This window comes from Sphingomonas sp. AC449 (assembly GCF_979253475.1).
Window position 1 is genome coordinate 630,672 of sequence record NZ_CEEDCZ010000002.1, and the last position, 26,469, is coordinate 657,140.

General features: G+C 65.5%; 22 protein-coding genes. 20 read left to right on the plus strand and 2 right to left on the minus strand.

What is annotated here, in order from left to right; all coding sequences use genetic code 11:
• Positions 1-239 precede the first annotated feature (239 nt).
• The 6 genes from AC0CH3_RS06540 (at position 240) to AC0CH3_RS06565 (ending at position 8,836) form a co-directional block, all read left to right on the plus strand.
• Positions 240-1,490: a lipoprotein-releasing ABC transporter permease subunit gene (locus tag AC0CH3_RS06540; RefSeq protein WP_031396032.1), complete on the plus strand. Its 1,251-nt coding sequence runs from the start codon at positions 240-242 to the stop codon at positions 1,488-1,490.
• Positions 1,483-2,196 carry an ABC transporter ATP-binding protein gene (locus AC0CH3_RS06545; RefSeq protein ID WP_354302807.1) on the plus strand — a complete coding sequence of 238 codons (714 nt, stop codon included), beginning with the start codon at positions 1,483-1,485 and terminating at the stop codon, positions 2,194-2,196. Before AC0CH3_RS06540 ends, AC0CH3_RS06545 begins: the two co-directional genes overlap by 8 nt.
• Entirely contained in the window at positions 2,193-2,789 is a 597-nt protein-coding gene (locus AC0CH3_RS06550; RefSeq protein ID WP_354302809.1) for a GNAT family N-acetyltransferase, read from the plus strand. Before AC0CH3_RS06545 ends, AC0CH3_RS06550 begins: the two co-directional genes overlap by 4 nt.
• The gene (locus AC0CH3_RS06555) at positions 2,786-3,262 is read left to right on the plus strand and encodes a glutathione peroxidase (protein ID WP_354302810.1); all 477 of its coding nucleotides are present in this window, start codon (positions 2,786-2,788) and stop codon (positions 3,260-3,262) included. Before AC0CH3_RS06550 ends, AC0CH3_RS06555 begins: the two co-directional genes overlap by 4 nt.
• A 522-nt stretch (positions 3,263-3,784) precedes the next feature.
• Positions 3,785-7,228, plus strand: a complete 3,444-nt coding sequence (gene dnaE / locus AC0CH3_RS06560; protein WP_465237709.1) for a DNA polymerase III subunit alpha — start codon at positions 3,785-3,787, stop codon at positions 7,226-7,228.
• 18 nt (positions 7,229-7,246) lie between these two features.
• Positions 7,247-8,836 carry a long-chain fatty acid--CoA ligase gene (locus AC0CH3_RS06565; RefSeq protein WP_465237710.1) on the plus strand — a complete coding sequence of 530 codons (1,590 nt, stop codon included), beginning with the start codon at positions 7,247-7,249 and terminating at the stop codon, positions 8,834-8,836.
• Positions 8,837-8,939: 103 nt separating this feature from the next.
• Here the strand turns inward: AC0CH3_RS06565 and AC0CH3_RS06570 are convergent, their stop codons facing one another.
• A complete protein-coding gene (locus tag AC0CH3_RS06570; RefSeq protein ID WP_354302814.1) occupies positions 8,940-10,718 on the minus strand; it encodes a cation:proton antiporter domain-containing protein in 1,779 nt (592 codons plus the stop codon).
• A 211-nt stretch (positions 10,719-10,929) separates the two neighbouring features.
• Positions 10,930-12,150: an NADP-dependent isocitrate dehydrogenase gene (locus tag AC0CH3_RS06575; RefSeq protein WP_354302816.1), complete on the minus strand. Its 1,221-nt coding sequence runs from the start codon at positions 12,148-12,150 to the stop codon at positions 10,930-10,932.
• Positions 12,151-12,304: 154 nt separating this feature from the next.
• On the opposite strand from AC0CH3_RS06575, the gene AC0CH3_RS06580 reads away from it, so the two are divergent.
• From AC0CH3_RS06580 to rpmE, 14 genes are all read left to right on the plus strand, one after another.
• Complete coding sequence (locus AC0CH3_RS06580) at positions 12,305-13,033, plus strand: phosphatidylserine decarboxylase (protein ID WP_056021944.1); 729 nt, start codon at positions 12,305-12,307, stop codon at positions 13,031-13,033.
• A 41-nt stretch (positions 13,034-13,074) separates the two neighbouring features.
• A complete protein-coding gene (locus AC0CH3_RS06585) occupies positions 13,075-13,875 on the plus strand; it encodes a CDP-alcohol phosphatidyltransferase family protein (RefSeq protein WP_200916291.1) in 801 nt (266 codons plus the stop codon).
• 497 nt (positions 13,876-14,372) lie between these two features.
• Positions 14,373-15,224, plus strand: a complete 852-nt coding sequence (gene rpsB / locus AC0CH3_RS06590) for a 30S ribosomal protein S2 (RefSeq protein WP_056021946.1) — start codon at positions 14,373-14,375, stop codon at positions 15,222-15,224.
• A 90-nt stretch (positions 15,225-15,314) separates the two neighbouring features.
• A complete protein-coding gene (tsf, locus tag AC0CH3_RS06595) occupies positions 15,315-16,247 on the plus strand; it encodes a translation elongation factor Ts (protein ID WP_354302819.1) in 933 nt (310 codons plus the stop codon).
• A gap of 414 nt (positions 16,248-16,661) precedes the next feature.
• Positions 16,662-17,390, plus strand: coding sequence for a UMP kinase (pyrH, locus tag AC0CH3_RS06600; RefSeq protein ID WP_354302821.1), 729 nt, complete (start codon positions 16,662-16,664; stop codon positions 17,388-17,390).
• Between the two features lies 1 nt (position 17,391).
• Entirely contained in the window at positions 17,392-17,949 is a 558-nt protein-coding gene (gene frr, locus AC0CH3_RS06605) for a ribosome recycling factor (protein ID WP_056021953.1), read from the plus strand.
• A 26-nt stretch (positions 17,950-17,975) separates the two neighbouring features.
• Positions 17,976-18,695 carry an isoprenyl transferase gene (locus tag AC0CH3_RS06610; protein WP_354302824.1) on the plus strand — a complete coding sequence of 240 codons (720 nt, stop codon included), beginning with the start codon at positions 17,976-17,978 and terminating at the stop codon, positions 18,693-18,695.
• A gap of 65 nt (positions 18,696-18,760) precedes the next feature.
• Positions 18,761-19,516, plus strand: coding sequence for a phosphatidate cytidylyltransferase (locus AC0CH3_RS06615; RefSeq protein WP_354302873.1), 756 nt, complete (start codon positions 18,761-18,763; stop codon positions 19,514-19,516).
• On the plus strand, positions 19,513-20,670 hold the full coding sequence (locus tag AC0CH3_RS06620) for a 1-deoxy-D-xylulose-5-phosphate reductoisomerase (protein WP_465237711.1): 1,158 nt from the start codon (positions 19,513-19,515) through the stop codon (positions 20,668-20,670). Before AC0CH3_RS06615 ends, AC0CH3_RS06620 begins: the two co-directional genes overlap by 4 nt.
• Positions 20,667-21,800 carry an RIP metalloprotease RseP gene (rseP, locus tag AC0CH3_RS06625; protein ID WP_354302828.1) on the plus strand — a complete coding sequence of 378 codons (1,134 nt, stop codon included), beginning with the start codon at positions 20,667-20,669 and terminating at the stop codon, positions 21,798-21,800. The genes AC0CH3_RS06620 and rseP overlap by 4 nt, the downstream gene beginning before the upstream one ends.
• 118 nt (positions 21,801-21,918) lie before the next feature.
• Positions 21,919-24,630 carry an outer membrane protein assembly factor BamA gene (gene bamA, locus AC0CH3_RS06630; RefSeq protein ID WP_354302875.1) on the plus strand — a complete coding sequence of 904 codons (2,712 nt, stop codon included), beginning with the start codon at positions 21,919-21,921 and terminating at the stop codon, positions 24,628-24,630.
• Positions 24,630-25,298 carry an OmpH family outer membrane protein gene (locus AC0CH3_RS06635; RefSeq protein WP_354302830.1) on the plus strand — a complete coding sequence of 223 codons (669 nt, stop codon included), beginning with the start codon at positions 24,630-24,632 and terminating at the stop codon, positions 25,296-25,298. The genes bamA and AC0CH3_RS06635 overlap by 1 nt, the downstream gene beginning before the upstream one ends.
• Positions 25,299-25,309: 11 nt before the next feature.
• The gene (fabZ, locus tag AC0CH3_RS06640; protein WP_354302832.1) at positions 25,310-25,810 is read left to right on the plus strand and encodes a 3-hydroxyacyl-ACP dehydratase FabZ; all 501 of its coding nucleotides are present in this window, start codon (positions 25,310-25,312) and stop codon (positions 25,808-25,810) included.
• A gap of 92 nt (positions 25,811-25,902) precedes the next feature.
• A complete protein-coding gene (rpmE, locus tag AC0CH3_RS06645) occupies positions 25,903-26,133 on the plus strand; it encodes a 50S ribosomal protein L31 (protein ID WP_031393312.1) in 231 nt (76 codons plus the stop codon).
• Positions 26,134-26,469: the final 336 nt, after the last annotated feature.

Consider the following 26,469-nt stretch of genomic DNA (forward strand, 5'->3'; position numbering starts at 1 on the left):
ACGGCCGTTGCCTGTGTCTCAGCGAGGTTTTTGCTAAATACTTACAGGGGGTTTGTCACCCTGTTTGCGGGCGAGGCCACACGATTGGATCGGTGCTGTGTCGAATCCGCAACAGACCAATCTAGCCATGCGCGCTCAGGGGCTGAGCGGACAGCGGGGAGGGCGGAGTGGTTGCCTAGCGCCGGGCCGCGTCCTAGAGCCGCAGGACTGTCTTTTCTAACGATCGAACCCCCGCACCCATGATCCTGTCACGCTATGAACGGATGATCGCCCGGCGCTATCTGCTGCCGGGCAAGGGCGAGGCGTTCATCTTCCTCGTCGCCTCGATCAGCCTGGTCGCCGTCATGCTCGGCGTCGCCGCGCTCGTCATCGTGATGAGCGTGATGAACGGCTTCCGTGCCGAGCTGTTCGACAAGATCGTCGGGCTCAACGGCCATGCGGTGGTCCAGCCGCTCGGTGGCCGGATGCCCGACTGGCGCGAGATCGTCGCACAGGCGCGCGCCACCCCCGGCGTCACCAGCGCGGTGCCGCTGATCGAACAGCCGCTCGCCGCCACCTATAACGGCCGTGCGGAGGCGGTGCTCGTCCGCGGCATGCGCGTCGACGACATCCGCCGCAACTCGACGATCCAGGACAAGGTGCTGATGGGGTCGCTCCAGTCGATCACGCAAGGGTCCGGCCGGATCGCGATCGGCTCGCGGCTTGCCGAGTCGCTCGGCGCGCAGGTCGGCTCGGACATCTCGCTGTTCAGCCCGCAGGGGCAAACCACGCCGTTCGGCACCGTACCGCGCATCGTCAGCTACAAGGTCGGCGCGATCTTCGAGATCGGCGTCTATGACTATGACAAGGCGTACATCATCATGCCGATCGAGGATGCGCAGACGCTCCTCCTGATGGGCGACGCCGCGGGCATGGTCGAGCTGAAGACCGTCGATGCGGACAAGGTCGGCGAGATCCTGAGGCCGCTCGCCGAGAAGATCGGCGGCCGCGCGGTCATCCAGGACTGGCGGACGATGAACGCGCAGCTGTTCGAGGCCTTGGCGGTCGAGCGCGTCGCGATGTTCACCGTGCTGTCGATCATCATCCTCGTCGCGGTGTTCAACATCCTGTCCTCGCTGATCATGCTGGTCCGCGCCAAGACGCGCGACATCGCGATCCTGCGGACGATGGGCGCGACGCGCGGCGGGCTGATGCGGATCTTCATCGTCGTCGGCACGACGATCGGCGCGCTCGGCACGCTCGCCGGGCTCGGGCTCGGCTTCGTCTTCCTGTTCTACCGGCAGGGCGTCGTGAACTTCGTCCAGCTCGTCACCGGCCAGAATCTCTGGGATCCCTCGATCCGCTATCTGACCGAACTCCCGTCCAAGACCGATCCGGTCGAGATCATCGTGATCGCGCTGATGGCGCTGATCTTCAGCTTCCTCGCGACGCTCTATCCGGCCTGGAAGGCGGCGAGTACCGACCCCGTGCAGGTGCTGCGTTATGAATAATGGCCTTCCGATCGAGCGGCGCAGCGCGCAGGCGTACGACTATGTCCTGCAGACCAGCGGCCTGACCAAAAGCTTCACACAGGGCGGCGCGACGATCGACGTGCTGCGCGGCATCGAGCTCGGAATCGCACCGGGCGAGATCGTCGCGCTGCTCGGCCCGTCGGGCTCGGGCAAGTCGACGCTGCTCCAGGCGGTCGGGCTGCTGGAAGGTGGCTTCCAGGGATCGATCAAGATCGCCGGTACCGAGGCGTCGAAGCTCAACGCGCACGAGCGCACCGTGGTGCGCCGCGACAGCCTCGGCTTCGTCTATCAGTTCCACCACCTCCTCCCCGATTTCAACGCGACGGAGAATGTCGTCCTGCCGCAGCTCGTCCACGGCGCGACGCGCGCACAGGCGGATGCGCGCGCGGCCGAACTCCTGACCCAGCTCGGGCTCGGCCACCGCCTCACGCACCGTCCCAGCCAGCTCTCGGGCGGCGAGCAGCAGCGTGTCGCGGTCGCCCGCGCGCTCGCCAACAAGCCCGCGCTCGTGCTGGCGGACGAGCCGACCGGCAATCTCGACGAGCATACCGCCGACATCGTTTTTGCCGAATTCGTCCGGCTGGTCCGCGAACAGGGCACCGCGGCGCTGGTCGCGACCCACAACGAACGGCTCGCCGCGCGGATGGACCGCGTGTTCCGGCTGCACGAGGGCCGGCTGGCTTGAGCTGGGACGCGACACCGACGCTCGTCGGGCGTCACGTCACGCTCCGCCCGCTGGTCGCGGCGGACAAGGACGCGCTGGTCGCCGCCGCATCGGCGGACGGCCTGTGGGACCTGTTCTACGCCAATGTCGCGCTGATGAAGGCGCCCGACCGCTGGCTCGCGGCGGCGTTCGAGCAGCAGGACTTTGGCCGCGCGCGGGTCTTCGCGGTGGTCGTCGACGGCATCGTCCGCGGCAGCACCCGCTTCATGCGGATGAGCGCGGCGAACCGGCGGCTCGAGATCGGCGGCACCTTCTACGCCACCGCGGTCCAGCGCACCGGCGTCAATACCGAGGCCAAGCGGATGCTGCTCGCCCACGCGTTCGACACGCTCGGCTGCGAATGCGTCCAGATCCGCACCGACAGCCTCAACAAGCGCTCACAGGCCGCGATCGAGCGGCTCGGTGCGAAACGCGACGGCGTGCTGCGCGGGCATCAGGTGATGGCCGACGGCCGCTTGCGCGATACTGTCGTGTACAGCATTCTGCGCCACGAATGGCCGGGCGTCCGTCAGAACCTGACCTATCTGCTCGCCCGACACGAGGACCGCGCATGACCATCACCGACTTCACCGTGAAGACCGCCAACGGCACCCCCGCGTCGCTCGCGGCCTATGCCGGCAAGGTGCTGTTAATCGTCAACACTGCCTCGAAATGCGGCTTCACCCCGCAATATGAAGGGCTTGAGGCGCTCCACCGCGACTATGCCGACCGCGGGTTCGAGGTGCTGGCGTTCCCCTGCAACCAGTTCGGCGGGCAGGAGCCGGGCGACGCGGCGGAGATCGCGAATTTCTGTTCGCTGACCTACGACGTGACCTTCCCCGTGTTCGCGAAGGTGGACGTCAACGGTGGGGAGGCGGATTCGCTGTTCGATCGGCTGAAGGCGGATGCGCCGGGTGTGCTGGGGTCGAAGGCGATCAAGTGGAACTTTACCAAGTTCCTCGTCGACCGGGAGGGCAACGTGGTCGATCGGTACGCGCCCACGACCAAGCCTGCGGACATTCGGACGGATATCGAGGAGCTGCTCTAACGCGCCGTCACCCCTCGCACCGCCACCCCGGCGAAGGCCGGGGCCCAATTGGAAAGGTCGCAGTAACGAAGCGCACCTCCGCCACCACCGTCCCCCAATTGGACCCCGGCCTCCGCCGGGGTGGCGGTGGCGGTGGACAGCACCCTCACCAAAAGGATGTTCCCCCGCGAAGGCGGGGGCCCAGACTGGACTCCCGCCTTCGCGGGAGAACAATGCTAACCGAAAACGCGCGCGCGCCCGTCTTGCGTGCCGGCGCCGTCCTCAACCCACACTCCCGTCATCCTGACGAAAGTCAGGATCCAGAGCCACGCAGTCCGTCGTCCGCGGCTCTGGATCCTGGGTCGAGCCCAGGATGACGGGGGCAGGGCGGACGACCCCCGCGCCCCCGGCAACCCCCGCCTCGGTTCGTCGCGTCGGCGCGTGCATAGCCCCCCAACGCGACTGGTCGAATCACGCTCGAGCGCCTACCTGCAATCGATGCATTCCGGTTACGTCCCGCTCCGCGTCTTCTCCTGCTACACCATGCTCGACGGCGCCATCGATCCCAAGGCGATCGCCAAGCAGGCGCGCGCGCTCGGCTTCCCCGCCGCCGCGCTGACCGATCGCAACGGGCTCTACGCCGCGATGGCCTATTCGGACGCCGCCAAGAAGGACGGCGTGCAGCCGATCATCGGCGTGATGCTCGGGCTGAGCCGCCCCGACATGCCCGACGGCGTCGCCACGCCGTTCGACTGGATCGCGCTCTACGCGCAGAACACGACCGGCTACGACAATCTCTGCGCGCTCGTCTCGATGGCGCATCTCGACCGCCCGATCGAAATGCCCGCGCATGTCGATTTCGCCGCGCTCGAACGCCACACCGACGGGCTGATCGCGCTGACCGCTGGCGGCGAGGGCGGTCTCGCGCGGCTGTTCGCGGAGGGCCAGCCCGACCGCGCGCGCGCCTATCTCGACCGGCTGCAAGGGCTGTTCGGCGACCGCCTCTACATCGAGCTCTCACGCCGCGGCGACGCGACCGAGACCGCCGCCGAGGAGGCGCTGATCGACATCGCCTACGAACGCGACCTGCCGCTCGTCGCGACCAACCCGTGCTGCTTCACCGAAAGTGCGTTCGGCGACGCGCACGACGCCATGCTCTGCATCGCGCACTCGACCTATGTCGAGACAGAGGACCGCATCCGCAGCTGCCCCGAAGCGTGGATGAAGCCCGCGCCGGTGATGCACGAGATGTTCGCCGACCTGCCCGAGGCGATCGCCAACACGCTCGTCGTCGCCCAGCGCTGCGCGGTGATGGCGCCGTACCGCAAGCCGATCCTCCCCAGCCTCGCCGGCGATATCGAGGGCGAGGCCAAGCTGCTGCGCGACGACGCCGAGGCCGGGCTCGAAAAGCGTCTGGCGCGCATCACCGAGCTCCACGGGGAGGGCGAGGACGGCTGGCGCGAGGTGTATCGCAAGCGCCTCGCGTTCGAGGTCGACGTGATCGTCCAGATGGGCTTTCCCGGCTATTTCCTGATCGTCGCCGACTTCATCAAATGGGCGAAGGATCACGACATTCCGGTCGGTCCCGGCCGTGGCTCGGGCGCAGGCTCGGTCGTCGCCTGGGCGCTGACGATCACCGATCTCGACCCGATCAAGCTGGGGCTGCTGTTCGAGCGCTTCCTGAACCCGGAACGCGTGTCGATGCCCGATTTCGACATCGATTTCTGCGAAACCAGGCGGGTCGAGGTGATCCGCTACGTCCAGGAGAAATACGGCCGCGATCAGGTCGCGCAGATCATCACCTTCGGTAAGCTAAAGGCGCGCGCGGTGCTAAAGGATACCGGCCGCGTGCTGCAGATGAGCTATGGCCAGATCGACCGGCTGGCCAAGCTCGTCCCCAACCACCCGACCGATCCCTGGACGCTCGAGCGCGCGCTGAACGGCGTCGGCGAGCTCGCCAAGGAATATGCCAACGACAATGGCGTGCGAAAGCTGCTCGATCTGGCGATGAAGCTGGAGGGGCTGCCGCGTCACTCCTCGACGCACGCCGCGGGCGTGGTGATCGGCGACCGGCCGCTTGCGCAGCTCGTGCCGCTGTACCGCGATCCGCGCTCGGACATGCCCGTCACGCAGTTCGACATGAAATATGTCGAGGGCGCGGGCCTCGTGAAATTCGACTTTCTCGGGCTGAAGACGCTGTCGGTGCTGCAGAAGGGCGTCCAGCTGCTCGCCAAGCGCGGCGTCAAGGTCGATCTCGACGCGCTCGAATGGGATGATGCGGGCGTCTACGCGCTGCTCCAGAAGGGCGACACGGTCGGCGTGTTCCAGCTCGAATCGGAGGGCATGCGCCGCACGCTGTCCGCAGTCCGTCCGTCCAATTTTGGCGACATCATCGCGCTCGTGTCGCTGTATCGACCGGGCCCAATGGACAATATCCCGTCGTTCGGTAGGCGTAAGAACGGCACCGAGACGATCGAATATCCGCACCCTGCGCTGGAGACGATTCTGTCGGAGACCTACGGGATCTTCGTCTACCAGGAACAGGTGATGCAGGCCGCGCAGATCCTGGCGGGCTTCTCGCTCGGCGGCGCCGATCTGCTGCGCCGCGCGATGGGCAAGAAGATCAAGGCGGAGATGGACGCGCAGCGCGCGATCTTCGTCGAGGGCTGCGCCAAGGTGAACAACATCCCGAAGGCCAAGGCCAACGAGCTGTTCGACTTGATCGACAAGTTCGCAGGGTACGGCTTCAACAAGAGCCATGCCGCGGCGTACGCGCTGCTCGCCTATCAGACCGCGTGGCTGAAGGCGCATTACCCACACGAATTCTTCGCCGCGTCGATGTGCTACGACCTGCACCAGACCGACAAGCTCGCGATCTTCACTGACGACATGCGCCGTCTGGGCATCGCCACGCTGCCGCCCTGCATCAATGAGAGCCAGGCCGAGTTCGACGTCGAGGCGCATGAGGACGGGCTCGCCGTCCGCTATGCGCTCGGTGCGCTCAAGTCGGTCGGCGAGGGCGCGATGGAGAAGCTCGTCGTCGAGCGTGTCGAGAACGGCCCGTTCGCCGGGCTCGACCAGCTCGCCAAGCGAGTCGATCCGCGCCTGCTCAACAAGCGCCAGCTCGAGACGCTCGCCGCGGCGGGCGCGTTCGACTCGTTCGAGCCCAACCGCGCCGGCATCCATGCCACCGCCGAGACGATCCTCGCGATCGCCGCGCGCACGCACGAACAGAAGACCAGCGGGCAGGGCGGCCTCTTCGGCGATGCCGAACCCGCGGGCGACGCGATCAAGCTGCCGCCGTCGGTGCGCTGGACGCTCAGCCAGCGGATGGATCAGGAGAAGGAGGCTTTCGGCTTCTATTTCTCCGCGCACCCGGTCGATCGCCACCGCCACATCGCCAACAGCCACGGCGCGCGCGCCTATACCGCGTTGTCCGAGCTCAACATCCCCGACGACGGCAGCCGCGCGGGCGCGACGATGGCGGTGCTGGTCGAGGACGCGCGCTACCGCACGTCCGCGCGCGGCAAGCGCTTCATGATGGCGCAGTGCTCGGATGCCAGCGGCCAGTTCATGGCGACGTGCTTCGACGAGCAGGTTTCGAGGGATCTCGAGGAAGCCGCCAAGGCCGGCGGCTGCGGGCTCATCACCGTCGAGCTTGATCGCAAGCCCGGCGAGGACACGCCGCGCGTCAGCATCAAGCGGATCCAGCCGTTCGAGGGGCTCGCCAACCTTGCGCGGTTCCAGGTGGTGGTGACGATCTCGGACATGGCCGCGTTCGCCGGGCTCGCATCGCTGCTCGCGGACCATCGCGGCGCGCGCGGCGAGGTGCGCGTCCGAGCGCCGCTCCCCGATGGCGAGGTCTGCATCCTGCTCGGTCGCGACTTCCTGCTCGACGGCGAACTTGCAGAGCACATCGAGTCGTTGCACGGTGTGACCAAGGTGGAGCTGAAGACCTCTGAAACGAGGCTCGCTCTGGTCGGATAACAGCTTGGGAGAGCGAGAATGCTGGGTGGAATGCAGGATTTCGAGCTTCGCGTCCCCCGGCTGATCGACCACGCTGCGCGCGAACATGGGGCGCGGGAACTCGTCAGCTACTGGGCCGACGGTCGCGAGACGCGCACGAGCTGGTCGGGCATTTCGTGCGACGCGCGCAAGCTCGCGCAGGCGCTCGAAAAGCTCGGTGTCGCGACCGGTGACCGTGTCGCGACGCTCGCGATGAACCACGCGCATCACCTCATCGCCTGGTACGGGACGATCGGGATGGGCGGCGTGATCCACACGATCAACCCGCGGCTGTTCGACGAACAGCTCGTCTACATCGCCAACCACGCCGAAGATCGCGTGATGCTCTACGACAAGGCGTTCCAGCCGCTCGTCGACCGGCTGCGCGGGCAATGGACCAGCGTCCGCCATTATATCTGCTTCGACGATCTCGGCCCCGACGGTTTCCAGGCGCTGCTCGATGCCGAGGATGGCGATTACGACTGGGTCGAAGGCCCCGAACGCGATCCGTGCATGCTCTGCTACACCAGCGGCACCACGGGCAATCCCAAGGGCGTGCTCTACACGCACCGCTCGACGATGATCCACGCGATGGCCGAGGTCGCGCCCTGGGTGTTCGACCTGTCGCCGAGCGCGGTCGTGCTGCCGGTCGTGCCGATGTTCCACGCCGCCGCCTGGGGGCTGCCGTTTGCCTGCGCGCTGTCGGGGGCGAAGGTCGTCTATTCGGCGGTCAACGATCCCGCGGTGCTGTGCCGGCTGATGAACCAGGAGCGCGTGACGCACTCCGCCGGCGTACCGACCGTCTGGCTGGCGATGTTCGGCCATATGGACGCGACCGGTGAGGCGCCCGAGCATTTGAAGCTGGTGACGATCGGCGGCTCGGCGGCGCCGCGCGCGATGATCGACCGGATCATGCGGATGGGGGCCGATGTGAAGCACCTCTGGGGCATGACCGAGACCTCGCCGATCGGCACCGCAGGCTTCGCGCCGCCGCACTGGGATGACATGAGCCACGACGAGAAGCTCGATCTCGTCGGCAAGCAGGGCAGCGTGCCGTTCGGGATCGAACTGCGCATCGTCGACGACGAGGGGACCGTCCTCCCGCGCGACGGGTCGATCGCGGGCAAGCTCCAGGTCCGCGGGCCGTGGGTCGTCCAGCGCTATTTCGGCGCCGACGAAGATGCGGTCGACGCGGACGGCTGGTTCGACACCGGCGACGTCGCGATGCTCCACCCCGACGGCACGATGCAGATCACCGATCGCTCGAAGGACGTCATCAAGTCCGGCGGCGAATGGATCAGCTCGGTCGATCTCGAAAACGCCGCGGTCGGCTGTCCGGGCGTTGCCGAGGCGGCGGCGATCGGCGTGTATCATCCCAAATGGGACGAGCGCCCGCTGCTGATCGTCGTCCGCAAACCCGGCAGCGAGGTTACCGATCAGGCGATCCTCGACCACCTCGCGAAACACGTCGCCAAATGGTGGCTGCCCGACGCGATCGTCTTCGTCGACGAACTGCCGCACACCGCGACGGGGAAGCTGCTCAAGACCGCGCTCCGCGATCGCTTCAAGGATTTCGCGCTGGCGGCGTAATCGAGCGCGGTCGTATACCGTGCCTTTCCGGCGTGCGGAGGGGCGCGGTGTCGACCTTTTTTTGGAAATGGCCGACAACGGCGCTTCGCTCGTAGTTCGCGCCTTAAACCGAGCGCGGCGTGCGCTTGGCCTTCCGGATACGCGGCTCGACCAGCATGTCCGCCGCCTTCTTGATCTCCTGCCGGAGCTCGTCACGCTTCTCATGGATCGACGCGATCACCGGGCCCATCGCCACGCCCAGATCGACGAGTACCGCCTCGGCGAGCTGAAGCGAGCTCTCCAGCGTCTCGGGCACCGCATCGGTCACGCCGGCGCGGTACAGCTCGGCAGCATGCGCGGTATCGCGGGCACGCGCCACGATTGGCAGGTCCGGCGCCAACGCGCGCACCCGCCGCGCGAGCCGCACCGTCAGCACCGGATCGTCCATCGTCAGAATCAGCGCCTTCGCGGTCTGCAGCTTCAGCCGGTCGACGAGCTCCGCGCGCGAGACGTCGCCGAACAGCACCGGGTGCCCTTGCCGCCGCGCGGCCTCGACCGAATCGATATCCGCCTCGACCGCGACATATTTCTGCCCATGCACGGCGAGCATGTCCGCCACCATCCTGCCGACGCGACCAAAGCCGATCACGACCGTCCCGGGGCCGTCGTCGTCGATCTCGATGTCGCCCGTGTCCGCGACCGTCCGGCTTTCCAGCTGGCGCGAGACGGTGCGGCCGAGCTTGGCGAGCAACGGCGTGATCGTAAGGCCGATCGCGGTGACGGTCTGCCAGAACGACGCGGTCGACGGCATGATCAACTGCGCCTGCGCGGCGGTGGCGAGCACGATCAGCGTCGTCTCGGACGGGCTGCCCATCAACAGGCCCGTTTCGGCTGCCACGCCGCGCCGCGAATTGGCGACGCGCAGGAACAGGAACGTCACGACCGCCTTGACCGCGACGACGCCCGTCACCGCGAGCAGCAGCGACGGCCAGTTCTGCGCGATCAGCCGGAGGTCGAGGCTCATCCCGACCGAGATAAGGAACACGCCGAGCGCAAGGCCCTTGAATGGCGCGGTGATCACCTCGACCTCACTGTGATATTCGGTCTCGGCGATGAGTAGCCCGGCGAGCAGCGCGCCGACGATCGGCGACAGTCCGGCCGCGGTGGTCGCGACGCTGGCGACGATGACGACCAGCAGCGACGCCGCGAGGAACAGTTCGGGGCTCTTGGTCCGCGCAGCCTGGCCGAACAGCCGCGGCAGCACGACACGGCCGCCGACATACATCGCGACGACGGTCAGCCCGCCGCGCAGGGCCACGCCGGCGATATCCACCCAGCCATCGTCGCTCGCGGTCGGCGCGAGCGCGCCCAGCACGAAGATGATCGGGACGAGCGCCAGATCCTCGAACAACAGCATCGCGAACGCGCCGCGCCCGACCGCGCCGGTGGTGCCGACCAGCGGCAGGACCAGCGCGGTGGACGAGAGTGCGAGCGCAAAGCCCAGCCCGATCGCGCCGGCCCATCCCTGGCCGATGAAGTGGAGCGCGACGCCGATGATCAGCGCGGAGCCGATCAGCTCGGCGGCACCCGTCCCGAACACCAGCCGTTTCATCGACCACAGCCGCTTGAACGAGAGTTCGAGCCCGATCGAGAACAGCAGCAGGATGATCCCGAACTCGGCGAACGGTTCGATCGATTCGGGGTTCGATATGGTGAGGTAATAAAGCCACGGCGCGACGCCCGTGAGCGCACCAAGCCCGGCAGGGCCAACGAGCAATCCAACCAGGATGAAGCCGATGACCGGGCTTACCTTGAACCGCGCGAAGGCGGGGATCACCAGCCCGGCGGCGCCGAGAATGACGAGCGCGTCGCTGAAACTTTGGTTGTCGAGCCGTAATGCCATGCCTGCAACCTTAGGGGAGGCGTGGCGGAATTGTCACCCGTGGTGTTGCATCGTCCTCAGACTCCTCCGTCATCCTGACGAAGGTCAGGATCCAGAGCCGCGAGGGACGGCGCTCGGTTACCCTGGATCCTGACTTTCGTCAGGATGACGGGAGGGGGGCAGTGTCTGGCGAAAAACCCCGCTCCCGTCATCGGGGAGCGGGGGAATTCGGTTAAGCCCAGTTGGCCATTTCGGCTTCGAGGTTCGAGCGGACCTGCTCGAAGAACTGCTCGGTCGTCATCCAGGGCTGGTCGGGCCCGATCAGGATCGCGAGATCCTTGGTCATGTGGCCGTCCTCAACCGTCTTGATGCAGACGCGCTCGAGCGTCTCGGCGAACTTCGTGACGTCGGGCGTGTCGTCGAACTTGCCGCGATACTTCAGGCCACCGGTCCACGCGAAGATCGACGCGATCGGGTTAGTCGAGGTCGCCTTGCCCTGCTCGTGCATGCGGAAGTGGCGCGTGACCGTGCCGTGCGCGGCCTCGGCCTCGACGGTCTTGCCGTCCGGGGTCAGCAGGATCGAGGTCATGAGACCCAGCGAGCCGAAGCCCTGTGCGACCTGATCCGACTGGACGTCGCCGTCATAGTTCTTGCACGCCCAGACGAACTCGCCGTTCCACTTCAGTGCAGAGGCGACCATGTCGTCGATCAGGCGATGCTCGTAGACGATGCCCGCTTCCTTGAACTTGTCCTTGAACTCGGCCTCGAACACCTCGGCGAAGAGATCCTTGAAGCGGCCGTCATAGGCCTTCAAAATCGTGTTCTTGGTCGACAGGTACACCGGCCACTTCAAGTTCAGGCCGTAATGCATCGATGCGCGTGCGAAATCACGGATCGAGTCGTCGAGGTTGTACATCGCCATCGCGACGCCCGCCGACGGGAACTGGAACACCTCGCGGTCGATCGTCGCGCCGTCATCGCCTTCGAACACGAGACGCAGCTTGCCGGGGCCGGGGACGAGGAAATCGGTCGCGCGATACTGATCGCCGAATGCGTGACGGCCGACGACGATCGGATGCGTCCAGCCCGGGATCAGGCGGGGGACGTTCTTGATCACGATCGGCTCGCGGAAGATCGTGCCGCCGAGGATGTTGCGGATCGTGCCGTTCGGCGACTTCCACATCTTCTTCAGGCCGAATTCGGTCACGCGCTGCTCGTCGGGCGTGATCGTCGCGCACTTGACCGCGACGCCGTGCTTCTGCGTGGCGAGCGCGCTGTCGATCGTGACCTGGTCGTCGGTCGCGTCGCGATGCTCGACGCCGAGGTCGTAATAATCGAGCTGAATGTCGAGATACGGCTTGATCAGGCGCTCACGGATCCATTCCCAGATGATCCGGGTCATCTCGTCGCCATCGATCTCCACGATCGGATTCTTTACCTTGATCTTCGCCATTTTCGGTCCTTCGGGGGAGGGGGTTGGACGAGCGTCTAGGGGAGCCGACGGCGTCGATCAACCGCCCGGCCGGGCAATTGACGACAGCGTCGATCGCGTGCCCGTTCAGGTTCGGCGTTGTATCGCGCGTTCAGCACGGATAGACCCGCACGCTATGGCATCGCTCGACAAGCCGCCCGTCACGACCTCCACGGTCAAATGGCGATTTCCCGCAGTCCATCCGGAAGGCTATAAATACGTCGCGATCGCGACCGGCATCACGCTGCTGCTGACGATGGTCAGCCATGTGCTGTTCTGGCCGATGGTCGGCGTCGTGATCTGGGTCGCGACCTTCTTCCGCGATCCTGTCCGCACCACGCCGCAGGGCGAAGGTCTGATCGTCGCGCCCGCCGATGGCCTGATCACGATGATCCAGCGCGTGCCGATCCCACGCGAACTGGCCGGCGAGAACGGGCTGGGCGACGTACCGCTCGTCCGCGTGTCGATTTTCATGTCGGTGTTCGACGTGCATATCAATCGCACGCCGATCGCGGGCACGATCCGCCAGGTCGTCTATATCTCGGGCAAGTTCCTCAACGCCGACCTCGACAAGGCGAGCGAAGAGAATGAGCGCCAGCATTTCGTCGTCGAGGATCGCAACGGGATGCGAATCGGCTTCACGCAGATTGCGGGCCTCGTCGCACGGCGCATTCTCGGCTTCGTGAAGGCGGGTGACATGGTTGCGGTCGGCCAGCGGATCGGTCTGATCCGATTCGGCAGCCGGGTCGACGTGTACCTGCCCGACCATGTCGTGCCGCAAGTGTGCCTCGGTCAGCGCAGCATCGCAGGCGAGACCGTGCTGGGCCGCGTCGGCGGCGTGCCGGTCGGCGGCATCGCACAGTGATCGACCACGATCCGGCCGTGCCGGCGGACGCGCGTGGCCCGATTCGATCCGGTCGACCGCGTCGCGCCCCGCGCGGCCTTCCGCTGCGGGCCGTCGCCCCGAACGCGGTCACCGCGCTTGCGCTGTGTTCCGGCCTGAGCGGTGTGCGGTTCGCGATCGGTGGACAATGGGAGAGCGCGGTCGCGATGATCATGGTCGCGGGCGTGCTCGACGGGCTCGACGGCCGGATCGCCCGGATGCTGCACGGCGAGAGTCGATTCGGCGAGCAGCTTGATTCGCTGTCCGATGCGATCTCGTTCGGCGTCGCGCCGGCGTTGATCGTCTATCTCTGGTCGCTCGCCGCACTTCCGCGTGTCGGCTGGATCTCTGCGCTAATCTTCGCAGTGTTCTGCGCGCTACGTCTCGCACGCTTTAACGCCAAGATCGATGAAAGCGACCAGCCGCATAAATCCGCGGGCTTCCTGACCGGCGTTCCCGCGCCTGCGGGGGCCGGGCTCGCGCTCATGCCGATGTTCTTCTGGTTCTGGACCGACGAGCCGCGTTTCGCGTCGCCCTATCTGGTGGCGCCGTGGATCGCGTTCGTCGCGCTGCTGATGGTATCGAGCATCGCGACCTATTCCTGGGGGTCGCTCAAGCTTCGCCGGAACGTCAGGTTCGAGGCGCTTGCGCTCGTCGTCCTGCTCGGTGCAGCGCTGGTGAGCGCGCCATGGCACACGCTCAGCATCATCTGCATTCTCTATCTGATCTCGATGCCGTTCAGCATCGCAAGCTACGCCAAGGTCAGGCGGCAGCGTTCCAGCGGCGCGCGGGTGGCTGAACCGACGTCGACGCCCAGCGCCTGACCGCTATCCGGCGCTCGGCAACCGCAAGCGCCCGGAGCGGCTGGAAGGCGGGCTCGACGTTGCCGAGCGCAAGCCGGACAATACGGTTCCATTGCGGGGCGATCGCCGTGACGATCGTCATCCCTGCAACCCCGAATGCACCTGCGAATATCACGAAGCTCAGAACCAACATCACGTCCGCCTTCCTGTAAGTTGCGAACAATTCACTAACGTCCGCAAACACTTGGCCAGAAACTTCGTTCCGTTCGTCGCATTTTGATTCCCGTCATGCGGGGCCGAATCTGCGCCGAGTCGAACATCTGTTCCCCTCTGAACCCTTTATGTTCTCATTGCGTTCCGACTGTCAAGCGACGCTCTGTGGCTTGTGTTTTGCCTGGCACCCGGTTAAGGGCCGCGCCTCTAACCCCGCATGGGAGGCATCATAGCCCGGTGCGTTTCGGTCATTCGGCCGGCACGTCATCCGCTTCCCAGAGGCACAACCGGAAGGATATATCCCTATGGCGGCACCAGTCGTCTCGATGCAGCAGCTCATTGAAACGGGCGCACATTTTGGTCACCAGACGCATCGCTGGAACCCCAAGATGAAGCCTTACATCTTCGGTGACCGCAACGGCGTCCACATCCTCGACCTCTCGCAGACCGTGCCACTGTTCGCACGCGCGCTCGAGTTCGTCTCGTCGGCCGTCGCCGGCGGCGGCAAGGTCCTGTTCGTCGGCACCAAGCGCCAGGCGCAGGAGCCCGTCGCGGACGCCGCACGTCGCGCAGGCCAGCACTTCGTCAACCATCGCTGGCTGGGCGGCATGCTCACCAACTGGAAGACCATCTCGGGTTCGATCAAGCGTTTGAAGACGCTTGAGGAAATGCTGTCGGGTGACACCGTCGGCTTGACCAAGAAGGAAGTGCTTCAGCTCACCCGTGAGAAGGACAAGCTCGAGCTTTCGCTCGGCGGCATCCGCGACATGGGCGGCATTCCTGACGTGATGTTCGTGATCGACGCGAACAAGGAAGAGCTGGCGATCAAGGAAGCGAACACGCTGGGTATTCCCGTCGTCGCGATCCTCGATTCGAACGTGTCGCCGGACGGCATCGCCTTCCCGGTTCCCGCGAACGACGACGCCGCCCGCGCCATCCGCCTGTACTGCGAGGCGATCGCGATCGCCGCGACGCGTGGCGGCCAGGAGCAGCAGCGCCGCACGGGTGCCGATATCGGCGCGATGATCGAGCCGCCGAAGGAAGAGGCTGTTGCCGAGCCGGTCGTGGAAGCTTCGGCTGACACGGCACAGGTTGCGGCAAACGCCGAGACCGCCGCAGAGTTCGCGGCCGAGGGTGAGCGCCAGATCGACGCATAAGCGTCGTCGCCGAACCGTCATGCGGGCGGGGTAGGGCATTCGCTCTGCCTCGCCCGCAACTACATTCAGACCTAAACAAGGATGAGAGACATGGCCGATATCACGGCAGCAATGGTCAAGGATCTGCGCGAAAAGAGCGGCGCGGGCATGATGGATTGCAAGAAGGCGCTCAGCGAGAACGCCGGCGACATGGATCAGGCGATGGATTGGCTGCGGACCAAGGGTCTCGCCGCCGCTGCCAAGAAGTCCAGCCGTACCGCGGCCGAGGGCCTGGTCGGCGTCGCTGTGTCGGGCACCAAGGGTGCAGCGGTCGAAGTGAACTCGGAAACCGATTTTGTCGCCAAGAACGACCAGTTCCAGTCGTTCGTCCGTGACGTGACTCAGATCGCGCTCGCATCGGGCGGCGACATCGAGTCGCTGAAGTCGCAGGCGATGCCATCGGGAAAGACCGTCGAGGAAGTCCTGACGAACAACGTCGCGACGATCGGCGAGAACCAGTCGCTGCGCCGCTCGCGCACGCTGGAAGTCAGCAAGGGCGCAGTCGTGCCCTACATCCACAACGCCGCCGCTCCCGGCCTCGGCAAAATCGGCGTGCTCGTGGCGCTCGAATCGGAGGCTTCGGACGAGGTTCTCCAGTCGCTCGGCAAGCAGCTCGCGATGCACATCGCAGCCGCATTCCCGAAGGCGCTGAACGAAGCGGACCTCGACGAGGGCGAGATCGAGCGTGAGCGCGCGATTGCGACCGAGAAGGCCGCCGAATCGGGCAAGCCTGCCGACATCATCGCCAAGATGGTCGAGGGCGGCATCGCCAAGTACCGGAAGGAGCATGCTCTGGTCAGCCAGCTGTTCGTGATGGACGGCAAGACGAAGATCTCCGACGTCGTCGCCAAGGCCGGCAAGGATGCGGGCGCCGAGATCAAGCTGGTGGACTATGTCCGCTTCCAGCTCGGCGAAGGCATCGAGAAGGAGCAGTCCGACTTCGCAGCCGAAGTCGCTGCCGCATCGGGCGTTCCGCAGGCGTAAGCTGACACTTTCCCTCGCCCCTACGGGGAGAGGGAAGGGGCCCGCGGCCACTTGGCTGTGGGAAGGGTGAGGGGAGTGGCGAGGTCGCGAACCTCACGCCCCCTCATCCGGCTCTGCCGGGTCACCTTCTCCCCGTGGGGAGAAGGATAGCGGTAGGCGGTGGTATTCCGCCCGCTCCGTCATCCCCGCGCAGGCGGGGATCCACATCCTCCGCGCGGTGATCGATCGAGACGCCAGCCATCATGGGTTCCCGCCTCCGCGGGAATGACGATACTTGTCGTGTGCGCACCCCGCGACCGATGACTTTTCCGTCGAATTGCCGTCAGGAATCGGTGCAGGCGTCGCGCAGCGCTTCCCATCGTGGCGCTCGCCGCCTAAGGTCCGCGCCGCCCCGCCAATCACAATTCGAGATTTATGACGCCTCCGCGCTTCAAACGTATTTTGCTGAAACTGTCGGGCGAGGTCCTCATGGGACCGTCCGGCCTGTCGATCGATCCGACCGTCACCGCGCGTGTCGCGCAGGAGATCGCCGACATCAGAGCCAAGGGCTATGAGATCTGCATCGTCGTCGGTGGCGGAAACATCTTCCGTGGCATGGCCGGCGCCGCCCGCGGGATGGACCGCGCGACCGGCGACTATATGGGCATGCTCGCGACCGTGATGAACGCGCTCGCGGTGCAGAACGCGCTCGAGCAGATCGGCATCGACACGCGTGTCCAGTCGGCGATCCCGATGGCGAGCGTGTGCGAGCCGTTCATCCGCCGCCGCGCTGAGCGCCACCTTGAAAAGGGTCGCGTCGTGATCTTCGCGGCGGGCGTCGGAAGCCCCTATTTCACCACCGATTCGGGCGCCGCGCTGCGTGCTGCCGAGATGAAGTGCGATGCGCTGTTCAAGGGCACCTCGGTCGACGGCGTGTACAACGCCGACCCGAAGACTCACCCCGACGCGGTGCGATACGAGACGGTGTCGTACAGCCGCGTGCTGTCCGACGACCTCAAGGTCATGGACGCGAGCGCAATCGCGCTGTGCCGCGACAACAATATCCCGATCGTCGTCTTCAACATCCGCGAACCCGGCAATCTCGCCGCGGTGCTTAGCGGTGATGGCGTGTCGACGGTCGTTCAGAACGAGCAGGAGAGTTAAGATGGCAGCGTATGACAAGAGCGACCTGGAACGCCGCATGGCGGGTGCCGTCGAAGCGCTGAAGCATGACCTTGCCGGTCTGCGAACGGGCCGCGCGTCGACCGCGCTGCTCGATCCGGTGATGGTGACGGTCTACGGTTCGTCGATGCCGCTCAATCAGGTCGCGACCGTGTCCGCGCCCGAGCCACGCATGCTGTCGGTGCAGGTCTGGGACAAGTCGAATGTCGGCCCGACCGACAAGGCGATCCGCTCTGCCGGCCTCGGGCTCAACCCGATCGTCGACGGCCAGACGCTGCGTCTGCCGATTCCCGATCTGACCGAGGAGCGCCGCAAGGAGCTCGCCAAGCTCGCCGGCCAATATGCCGAAAAGGCGCGCATCGCGGTCCGCAACGTCCGCCGCGACGGCATGGATTCGCTGAAGGTCGACGAGAAGAAGGGCGTGTTCGGCGAGGACGAGCGCAAGCGTCACGAAGTCGAAGTCCAGAAGCTGACCGACAGCACGATCGCTGATCTCGATGCGACCGCGACCGCCAAGGAAAAGGAAATCCTGGGCAAGTGAGGCCGTTGGCCTCTTCGACTGCGCCGTTGGCTGCCGTCCCTTCGGGCGGCGCGGTGCCGCGTCATGTCGCGATCATCATGGACGGCAATGGCCGCTGGGCGAAGAAGCGGTTCCTGCCGCGCTTTGCCGGGCACAAGGCCGGGGTCGAAGCGGTGCGCAAGGTGACGCGCGCCGCCCGCGCGATGGGGATCGAGGCGCTGACGCTGTACGCGTTCTCGTCCGAGAACTGGCGCCGCCCGGTCGAGGAGGTCAGCGACCTGATGGGGTTGCTCCGGCATTTCATCCGCAGCGATCTCGACGAACTCGCGCGCGAGAATGTCCGGTTGCGCGTGATCGGGGACTATCACAGCTTTTCGCCCGATCTGGTGGCGATGGTCGACGACGCGATCGCGCGGACCGCGACCAACACCGGCCCGATCCTCGCGATCGCGCTGAACTACGGCGCTCATGCCGAGCTCGTGACCGCCGCGCGGCGCCTCGCCGAGCGTGCGCGCGACGGCTCGCTCGATCCTGCCGACATCGATGCGGCGGCAATCGAGGCCGAGCTCGACACGCACGACCTGCCGCCGCTCGACCTGATGATCCGCACCTCGGGCGAGCAGCGTCTGTCGAACTTCCTGCTGTGGCAGGCAGCCTATGCCGAGCTGCTGTTCGTCGACACATTGTGGCCCGACTTCGACGGCGTCGCGCTCGCCGATGCGGTTGCAGCGTTTGGTCTGCGCCAGCGCCGTTATGGTGGGCTGTGACGCTTAGCGACCCTGAGAAGGCGCCCGATCAGGCGCTTCGCACACCGTCGAACCTGCAACTGCGGATGATCGCGAGCGTCGCGATGATTGCGGTCGCGACCGTCGCGCTGATGATGGGCGGGATCGTCTTCTGGCTGCTCGGCGCGCTCGCTGCGCTGTTCATGATGGCCGAATGGTCGATGCTCCAGGGCGTCGATCGCGCGACCAAGCGGACCGCGCAGTTCGCGCTGTCGGTTCCACTCGCCCTGATGGCGCCTGCATCGCTTATCATCGTCGTCCGCGACTTCTTCACGCTCGGGCTGCTGGCCGGGGCGACGTTCTTCGTGGTCATCATTACCCGCCGGCCGCGGCTCGCGCTCGGCGTGATCTATTGCGGGCTGCCCGTGCTCGCGCTGATGGTGATCCGCCGTCAGGACGACGGCATTCTCTATACGCTCTGGGCGCTTTCGCTCGTCTGGGCATGCGATATCGGCGCGTTCTTCACAGGGCGGACGCTTGGCGGTCCCAAGCTCGCGCCGGTGATCAGCCCGAACAAGACATGGTCGGGCCTGATCGGCGGGATCGTCCTTGCAAGCCTCGTCGCGGCCGCGCTGCATTATAGCTATGCACTGCCGCTCCGCCTGGCGCTGGCGACCCCGATCCTCGCGGCACTGGCGCAAGGCGGTGATCTCTATGAGAGCTGGCTGAAGCGCGTCGCCGGCGTCAAGGACAGCGGCAATATCCTGCCCGGTCATGGCGGCGTCATGGATCGCCTCGACGGTCTCGTTCCCGTCGCACCGGTTGCGGCGCTGCTGATCCTGCTGCCGCATCTCCTGCCATGAAGACGATCACGATCCTCGGCGCGACCGGCTCGGTCGGGACCTCGACGCTCGACCTCGTCGAACGCGAACCCGATCGCTTCCGCGTCGTCGCGCTGACTGCCAATTGCGACGTCGCCCGATTGGCGGCGGCCGCGATCCGTACGCGCGCCGAACTGGCGGTCGTTGCCGATGAGCGGTGTCTCGCCGATCTGCGCGCGGCGCTTGCCGGCACCGGTATCCGCGCAGGCGGGGGCGCGGACGCGATCGCGGAGGCCGCGTCATCGGGCGCGGACTGGACGATGGGGGCGATCGTCGGATGTGCGGGACTGAAACCCGTCATGGCTGCCATCGAGCAGGGCGGCACCGTCGTCATCGCGAACAAGGAACCGCTGGTATCCGCGGGCGACGTGATCCTGGCCGCCGCGGCGCGATCGGGCGCGGTGCTGCTGCCGGCCGATTCCGAGCATAACGCGATCTTCCAGTGCTTCGACTCCGCGCGCCCCGAGGGCGTGCGACGGATCATCCTGACGTGCAGCGGCGGTCCGTTTCGCGACTGGACGACCGAACGGATGCGCGACGTCACGCTCGAACAGGCGGTCAAGCATCCCAACTGGTCGATGGGCGCGAAGATCTCGGTCGATTCCGCGACGATGATGAACAAGGGGCTCGAGCTGATCGAGGCGGCCCGGCTGTTTCCGATTCCACATGACCGGATCGAAATCATCATTCATCCGCAGTCGGTGATCCATTCGCTTGTCGACTATCAAGACGGATCGGTGCTTGCGCAGCTCGGCCCCCCCGACATGCGGACGCCGATCGCGCACACGCTGGCGTGGCCCGCACGAATGGCGACGCCGATGGCGCCGCTCGATCTGGTCGCGATCGGCCGCCTCGATTTCGAAGCGCCCGACCCGGCGCGCTTTCCGGCGCTGCGGCTGGCCCGCGAGGCGCTGGAAGCGGGCGGTGCCCGGCCGGCGATCCTGAATGCTGCCAACGAAGTCGCGGTCGAGGCTTTCCTGCAACGACGTATCGGCTTCCTCGAAATAGCCGCAATCGTGGAAGATACGCTGTCGTGCTACGACCCGGTTGCGCCGGACAGCGTCGAGGCCGTGCTGGCGATCGACACCGAGGCGCGGATACTGGCGGACAAGCGGGTAAAGGATTGCGTGGTTTGATCGAAACGCCGGGTATCCTGTTGACGATCCTGTCCTTTGTCCTCGTGATTGGACCGCTCGTGTTCGTTCACGAGATGGGGCATTATCTGGCCGGCCGGTATTTCGGCATCAAGGCGGACGCGTTTTCGATCGGCTTTGGCCGCGAGATCGCAGGCTTCACCGACAAGCGCGGGACGCGCTGGAAGTTCGGCTGGCTGCCACTCGGCGGCTATGTGAAGTTTGCCGGCGACATGAACCCGGCGAGCCAGCCTTCGGCGGACTGGCTTGCGCTCCCCGCGGCCGAACGCCGGCAGACGTTCCAGGCAAAATCCGTGTGGCAGCGCGCGATCGTCGTTGCCGCGGGGCCTGTCATAAACTTCGTCGTCGCGATTGTCATACTCGGCGGCTTCGCGCTCGCTTATGGCGATATCCGCATGCCGCCCGTCGTCGGTGCGGCGATGCCCGGCAGTCCCGCGGCCGCGGCAGGGCTTCAGGCGGGAGACCGCGTCACCGCGCTTGGCGGCCGCTCGATCGAGACATTCGACGACATGGCTCGCTTCGCGCGAATCCGTGCCGGCGAGCGCGTCCGCATCGACGTGACGCGCAACGGGCAGCAGATCTCGCGCGACGTCGTCATCGCGACCGACTTGCAGCGTGATCGGTTCGGCAATGAATTTCGAGTCGGTCGGCTCGGGATTGCCGGGTCCAAGCCCGTGATCGTTCCCGTCGGGCTGCTCGATGCCCCCGTCGTCGCGGTCAAGCGGACAGGTGAGATCGTGTCGATGATGGTGGAAACGCTCGGCCAGGTGATAACCGGGCGCCGTTCGGTCAAGGAACTCGGCGGTCCGCTCAGCATCGCCAAGGTGTCGGGCGAGCAGATGTCGCTGGGGATCGAGGCCTATGTGTTCCTTATTGCCCTCGTCTCCATCAATCTGGGGTTCATCAATCTCCTGCCAGTGCCGATGCTGGATGGCGGACATTTGTTTTTCTATGCGATCGAGGCGGTTCGTCGCCGGCCCGTCGGCCCGGAGGTTCAGGAATGGGCTTTCCGCGGCGGGCTGGCCGCCATTCTTGCGCTCATGCTTCTCGTGACCTTCAACGATCTGGGCAATTTCGGCCTGTGGAAGAATCTGGCCGGCTTGATCGGGTGACGCGGTTAGGGCAGGGCGGGCGCGCCCTTGCGTATGCAAGTTTCTTGGGGTGGGTTTGGTGACAGCGATCAACGGTTACACTTTTGCGCGTAACGGCGCCCTGCTTCTGGCAGGAACGATGCTGTCCGGCGTGCCCGTCTGGGCACAGACCGCACCGGCACCTGTTGCTCGGTCGACGGGACCGGCGGCCGCGCGACCTGCGGCTACCCCTCGACCTGCAGCTACAACGCCCTTGGCGGCTCCTGTATCCCAGACGCTGATCAAGACTTTGCGCGTCGAGGGATCGCAGCGCATCGAGCCGGAGACGGTGCTCAGCTATACCAAGCTGCGCGTCGGGATTCCGTACACCGCCGAAACGCTCGACCAGGCGCTCAAGGACCTGCAGGCAAGCGACCTGTTCGCGGACTATTCGATCTCGGGCGTGGAGGATGGCAATATCGTCCTGCGCATCCGCGAGAACCCGATCATCAACCGCGTCATCCTCGAGGGCAACAAGGCGCTCAAGGCCGACAAGATCACCAAGGAGATCAAGCTCGCGCCGCGCCAGATCTTCACGCGCACCGCGGTCCGTCAGGACATTGCGCGGATCATCGAGCTGTATCGCCGGCAGGGTCGCTTTGCTGCGGTCGTCGACCCGAAGATGGTCAATCTCGACCAGAACCGCGTCGATGTGGTGTTCGAGATCAGCGAAGGACCAAAGTCCAAGGTCCGTCAGATCAACATCCTCGGCAACGAGGTGTTCTCCGACGACCAGATCCGCGGACAGATGGCGACCAAGCAGGCGCGTCTGTTCCGCCTGCTGTCGTCCGCGACGAGCTATGACCAGGATCGCCTGAGCTACGACCAGCAGAAGCTGCGCCAGTTCTACCTGACCGAAGGCTATGCCGATTTCCGCGTCACGTCCGCCGTCGCCGAACTGACGCCGGACAAGAAGGACTTCATCATCACCTATGTGGTGGAGGAGGGTAAGCGGTACAAATTCGGCGACGTCACCGTCGACAGCCAGATCCGCGATTTCGACAACAAGAAGCTCGCGTCGACGCTGCCGCTCAAGAAGGGCGAATGGTACAATGCGAAGCTGGTCGAGGATTCGGTCGACAATCTGAGCCAGACCGCGGGCCTGTTCGGCTATGCGTTCACCGAGGTGAACCCGGAGTTCCAGAAGGACGCCGAAACGCTGACGATGGGGATTAACTTCAACATCGCCGAAGCCAAGCGTACCTATGTCGAGCGCGTCGAGATCAACGGCAACACGCAGACGCAGGACAAGGTCGTGCGTCGCGAGATCCGCCTTGCCGAGGGCGACGCCTTCAACAGCTTCCAGGTCAAGCGTTCGCAGGATCGCATCAACTCGCTGGGCTATTTCCAGGACAAGATGGAGATCAAGCAGACGCCGGGTTCCGCACCCGATCGCGTCATTCTCGAGACCAATCTCGAAGAACGGTCGACCGGCGAGCTTCAGTTGTCGGCAGGCTATTCGAGCCTCGAACGCTTCATCATCCAGGCCAATATCACGCAGCGCAACTTCCGCGGCAAGGGGCAGGAACTCCGCGCCGGTGTGAACTATTCCAGCTATTCGAAATCGATCGAACTGGGCTTTACCGAGCCTTACCTGCTGGACAAGAATATCGCGATCGGCGGCGACCTCTTCCGGCGCGATTTCAACTCGTTCAACTATGTCGGCAACGATCGCCAGACGACCTATTCGCAGGTCTCGACCGGCTTCCAGATCCGCGCCGGCGTGCCGCTGACCGAATTCTGGTCGCTTTCCGGTCGATACGGCCTGTCCTATGACGAGGTCGGCCTCGATCAGGCCTCCTATTTCACGAACGGTGTTTGCGATCCGCTCAAGGCCGGTCGTTATCTCTGCGAGGCGCTCGGCAACCGCTGGACGTCGTCGATCGGCTACTCGCTCATCTACGACACGCTCAACAGCCGCTTGCGTCCGACCGCGGGCCAGCGCTTCTCGTTCAGCCAGGACTTCGCCGGTCTTGGCGGCGACGTGAAATATATTCGTACCCGTGCCGAAGGGTCGAAGTTCTGGAATCTTGGCAGCGGCTTCATCGGGTCGGTCATCGCCGAGGGCGGCTATATCCATTCGCTCGAGAAGAGCCGTGGCGAAGGCGTCGACCGCGTCCGGATCACGGACCGCTTCTATCTCGGCGAGCCGCAGTTCCGTGGCTTCGACATTCGCGGCGTCGGACCGCGCGTGCTGCGCCAGCAATATGTCACCGCGGCGGATGGTACGCAGACCGTCGTGACCGATCGCAACCAGATCGTCGATGACGCGCTCGGCGGCCGGGCCTATTACCTGGCGCGCGCGGAAATCGAGATCCCGTTGGGCTCGGGTGCTCGTGAGCTCGGGCTTCGTCCGACGATCTATGCACAGGTCGGCAGCCTGTTCGGGATCACGCGGCCGCTGCCGACGGCGACCTTCCCGACCTCGGTCGACGCGAACGGCAACGTCACGGTGCTGCCGATCAACACGCCGTTGTTCGACAGCGCGGGTCGCCAGCTCTACTTCAACACGTATACGCCGACCGGCGCGACCGAGACCGCGCAGCGTGCCACGACGTGCCAGACTGGCTATTCGGATACGCTCGGCGGCGCGTGCGCCGGGGCAGAGGCGAACATCATTGCGACCAGCGCGATCGCGCCGTTCAAGGAAACCTTCCTCGGCAATTCGCCGCGACCGCGTCTGTCGGTCGGTATCGGCGTGAACTGGAATTCGCCGTTCGGACCGCTGCGTATCGATCTCGCCAAGGCATTGCTCACGCAGCCGGGTGACGACCCCAAGCTTATTACTTTCAACGTAGGGACACAGTTCTGATGACGACGTTCAAGACGCTTCTCCTCGCTGCGGCAGTGCTCGCGCCCGCCGCGATCGTCGCTCCCGCGGCGCAGGCCCAGGTTTCGGGTATCGCAGTCGCCGATCCCCAGGGCGCGATTGCCGCCTCCAAGGCCTGGACCACCGCGCGTGGCCAGATCGAGACGACGTACAAGGCTCAGCTCGACCAGGCCGAAACGCGTCGCCAGGCGATCGCACGCGAGCTTCAGCCGCTCGTGACCGCGTTCCAGACCGCGCAGCGCGCACCGACGCCGAACGCGGCTGCGCTGCAGGCGCAGGCGCAGACGATCCAGGCGCGCGAAACCGCGGCTAATCAGGAACTCGCCCGCCTGACCCAGCCCGCGCAGCGTGCGCAGCAATATGTGATCGAGCAGATTCAGGCGAAGCTCGGCGACGCGGTCACCAACGCTGTGCGCGCGAAGAACGTCACGCTCCTGCTGCGTCCCGACGCAGCGCTGTTCGCGCAGCCGGCGGCTGACATCACCACGTCGATCACGGCCGAGCTCGACCGACTGGTTCCAACCGTCGGCATTACGCCGCCCGCAGGCTGGCAGCCCAACCAGCAGGGCCAGCAGGGTGGCGCCGCTGCCGCTGTACCGGCTGCTCCCGCGCGTGGTGCCCCTGCGCGTACGCAGCCCCAGGGTCGCTGAGGCGCGTTCCGGTGAGCGCTGACAACGGACATACTGGATCCGACGCCGCATCCGGCCGGTCGAGCGGTCCGCTCGACATTGGCCGGGTTATGGCGGCGCTGCCGCATCGCTATCCGATGCTGCTGGTCGATCGTGTCGTGGACCTCGTCCCCGACACGTCGATCACGGCGATCAAGGCGGTGTCGATGAACGAGCAGTTCTTCCAGGGACATTTTCCTGGGCGGCCGATCATGCCGGGTGTGCTCATCGTCGAGGCGATGGCGCAGGCGGCCGGGATCCTCGCGGTCGAGTCGCTCGGCCTCGCCGGCTCGGGCAAGCTCGTCTATTTCATGGCGATCGACGGTGCGAAGTTCCGCAAGCCCGTGGAACCCGGCGTTCTCCTGCAACTCGACGTATCGTTTGTTCAGAAGCGCGCCAGCGTCTGCAAGTTCGCGGGTCGTGCTCTTGTCGACGGACAGCTCGTCGCCGAAGCCAATTTCACGGCCATGATCGCGGATCCGCCCAAGGCATAAGACTACCGATCTTGTAACTCGGCGTGCTGCGGTGTACGGGCGCGCCTTCCTTTCAGGCTGGTCGGAACCAGCCACAATACCGGAGACTTTCGATGAAGGCCGATACGCATCCCGACTATCACATGATCACCATCCAGATGACCGACGGTACGAAGTATCAGACGCGGTCGACCTGGGGCAAGGAAGGCGATGTGATGACGCTCGAAATCGATCCGCTCGCGCATCCGGCATGGACTGGCGGTCGTGGCACGATGCTCGACACGGGCGGCCAGGTCGCGCGCTTCAACAAGCGCTTTGGTGGCGGTCTCACGCTCCGCAAGTAATGCCAGCCTGGCCGAGTGCCAGCTGACCGAGAGACAGAACCGGCGTACGCAATCAGGCGTGCGCCGGTTTTTTCATGCCTGACGTTCTGCGTCCATGCTCACTTAAGCAGCGGCGTTCTGCTCTCCTGCAAGGCAGCGCAAACTTATGCTCGAGCTATTAGCGCTGGAAGCTCTCGAGGAGCCGGCCAGAGGGCTTTCGACCGTGATCAGTCAAAAATTGCCATAAAAGTGAAATTTGCATTTGACGGGGTTGGGGGAGGGGCCTAGAGGGGTGTCACCGCAGCGGAGTGCCTTACGGGTTACCGCGGTGGTCGCAAAAAACCAGATGCTGCAAGC

Excerpts from the sequence above, each read along its gene's own strand:
- AC0CH3_RS06565 (WP_465237710.1), top strand. The coding sequence starts at position 7,247 with ATGCTGGGTGGAATGCAGGATTTCGAGCTTCGCGTCCCCCGGCTGATC.
- AC0CH3_RS06580 (WP_056021944.1), top strand. The coding sequence starts at position 12,305 with ATGGCATCGCTCGACAAGCCGCCCGTCACGACCTCCACGGTCAAATGG.
- dnaE (WP_465237709.1), top strand. The coding sequence starts at position 3,785 with ATGCTCGACGGCGCCATCGATCCCAAGGCGATCGCCAAGCAGGCGCGC.
- tsf (WP_354302819.1), top strand. The coding sequence starts at position 15,315 with ATGGCCGATATCACGGCAGCAATGGTCAAGGATCTGCGCGAAAAGAGC.
- AC0CH3_RS06555 (WP_354302810.1), top strand. The coding sequence starts at position 2,786 with ATGACCATCACCGACTTCACCGTGAAGACCGCCAACGGCACCCCCGCG.
- AC0CH3_RS06545 (WP_354302807.1), top strand. The coding sequence starts at position 1,483 with ATGAATAATGGCCTTCCGATCGAGCGGCGCAGCGCGCAGGCGTACGAC.
- bamA (WP_354302875.1), top strand. The coding sequence starts at position 21,919 with ATGCTGTCCGGCGTGCCCGTCTGGGCACAGACCGCACCGGCACCTGTT.
- AC0CH3_RS06635 (WP_354302830.1), top strand. The coding sequence starts at position 24,630 with ATGACGACGTTCAAGACGCTTCTCCTCGCTGCGGCAGTGCTCGCGCCC.
- AC0CH3_RS06620 (WP_465237711.1), top strand. The coding sequence starts at position 19,513 with ATGAAGACGATCACGATCCTCGGCGCGACCGGCTCGGTCGGGACCTCG.
- frr (WP_056021953.1), top strand. The coding sequence starts at position 17,392 with ATGGCAGCGTATGACAAGAGCGACCTGGAACGCCGCATGGCGGGTGCC.
- rpsB (WP_056021946.1), top strand. The coding sequence starts at position 14,373 with ATGGCGGCACCAGTCGTCTCGATGCAGCAGCTCATTGAAACGGGCGCA.
- AC0CH3_RS06615 (WP_354302873.1), top strand. The coding sequence starts at position 18,761 with ATGATCGCGAGCGTCGCGATGATTGCGGTCGCGACCGTCGCGCTGATG.
- rpmE (WP_031393312.1), top strand. The coding sequence starts at position 25,903 with ATGAAGGCCGATACGCATCCCGACTATCACATGATCACCATCCAGATG.
- AC0CH3_RS06570 (WP_354302814.1), bottom strand. The coding sequence starts at position 10,718 with ATGGCATTACGGCTCGACAACCAAAGTTTCAGCGACGCGCTCGTCATT.
- AC0CH3_RS06540 (WP_031396032.1), top strand. The coding sequence starts at position 240 with ATGATCCTGTCACGCTATGAACGGATGATCGCCCGGCGCTATCTGCTG.
- pyrH (WP_354302821.1), top strand. The coding sequence starts at position 16,662 with ATGACGCCTCCGCGCTTCAAACGTATTTTGCTGAAACTGTCGGGCGAG.
- AC0CH3_RS06575 (WP_354302816.1), bottom strand. The coding sequence starts at position 12,150 with ATGGCGAAGATCAAGGTAAAGAATCCGATCGTGGAGATCGATGGCGAC.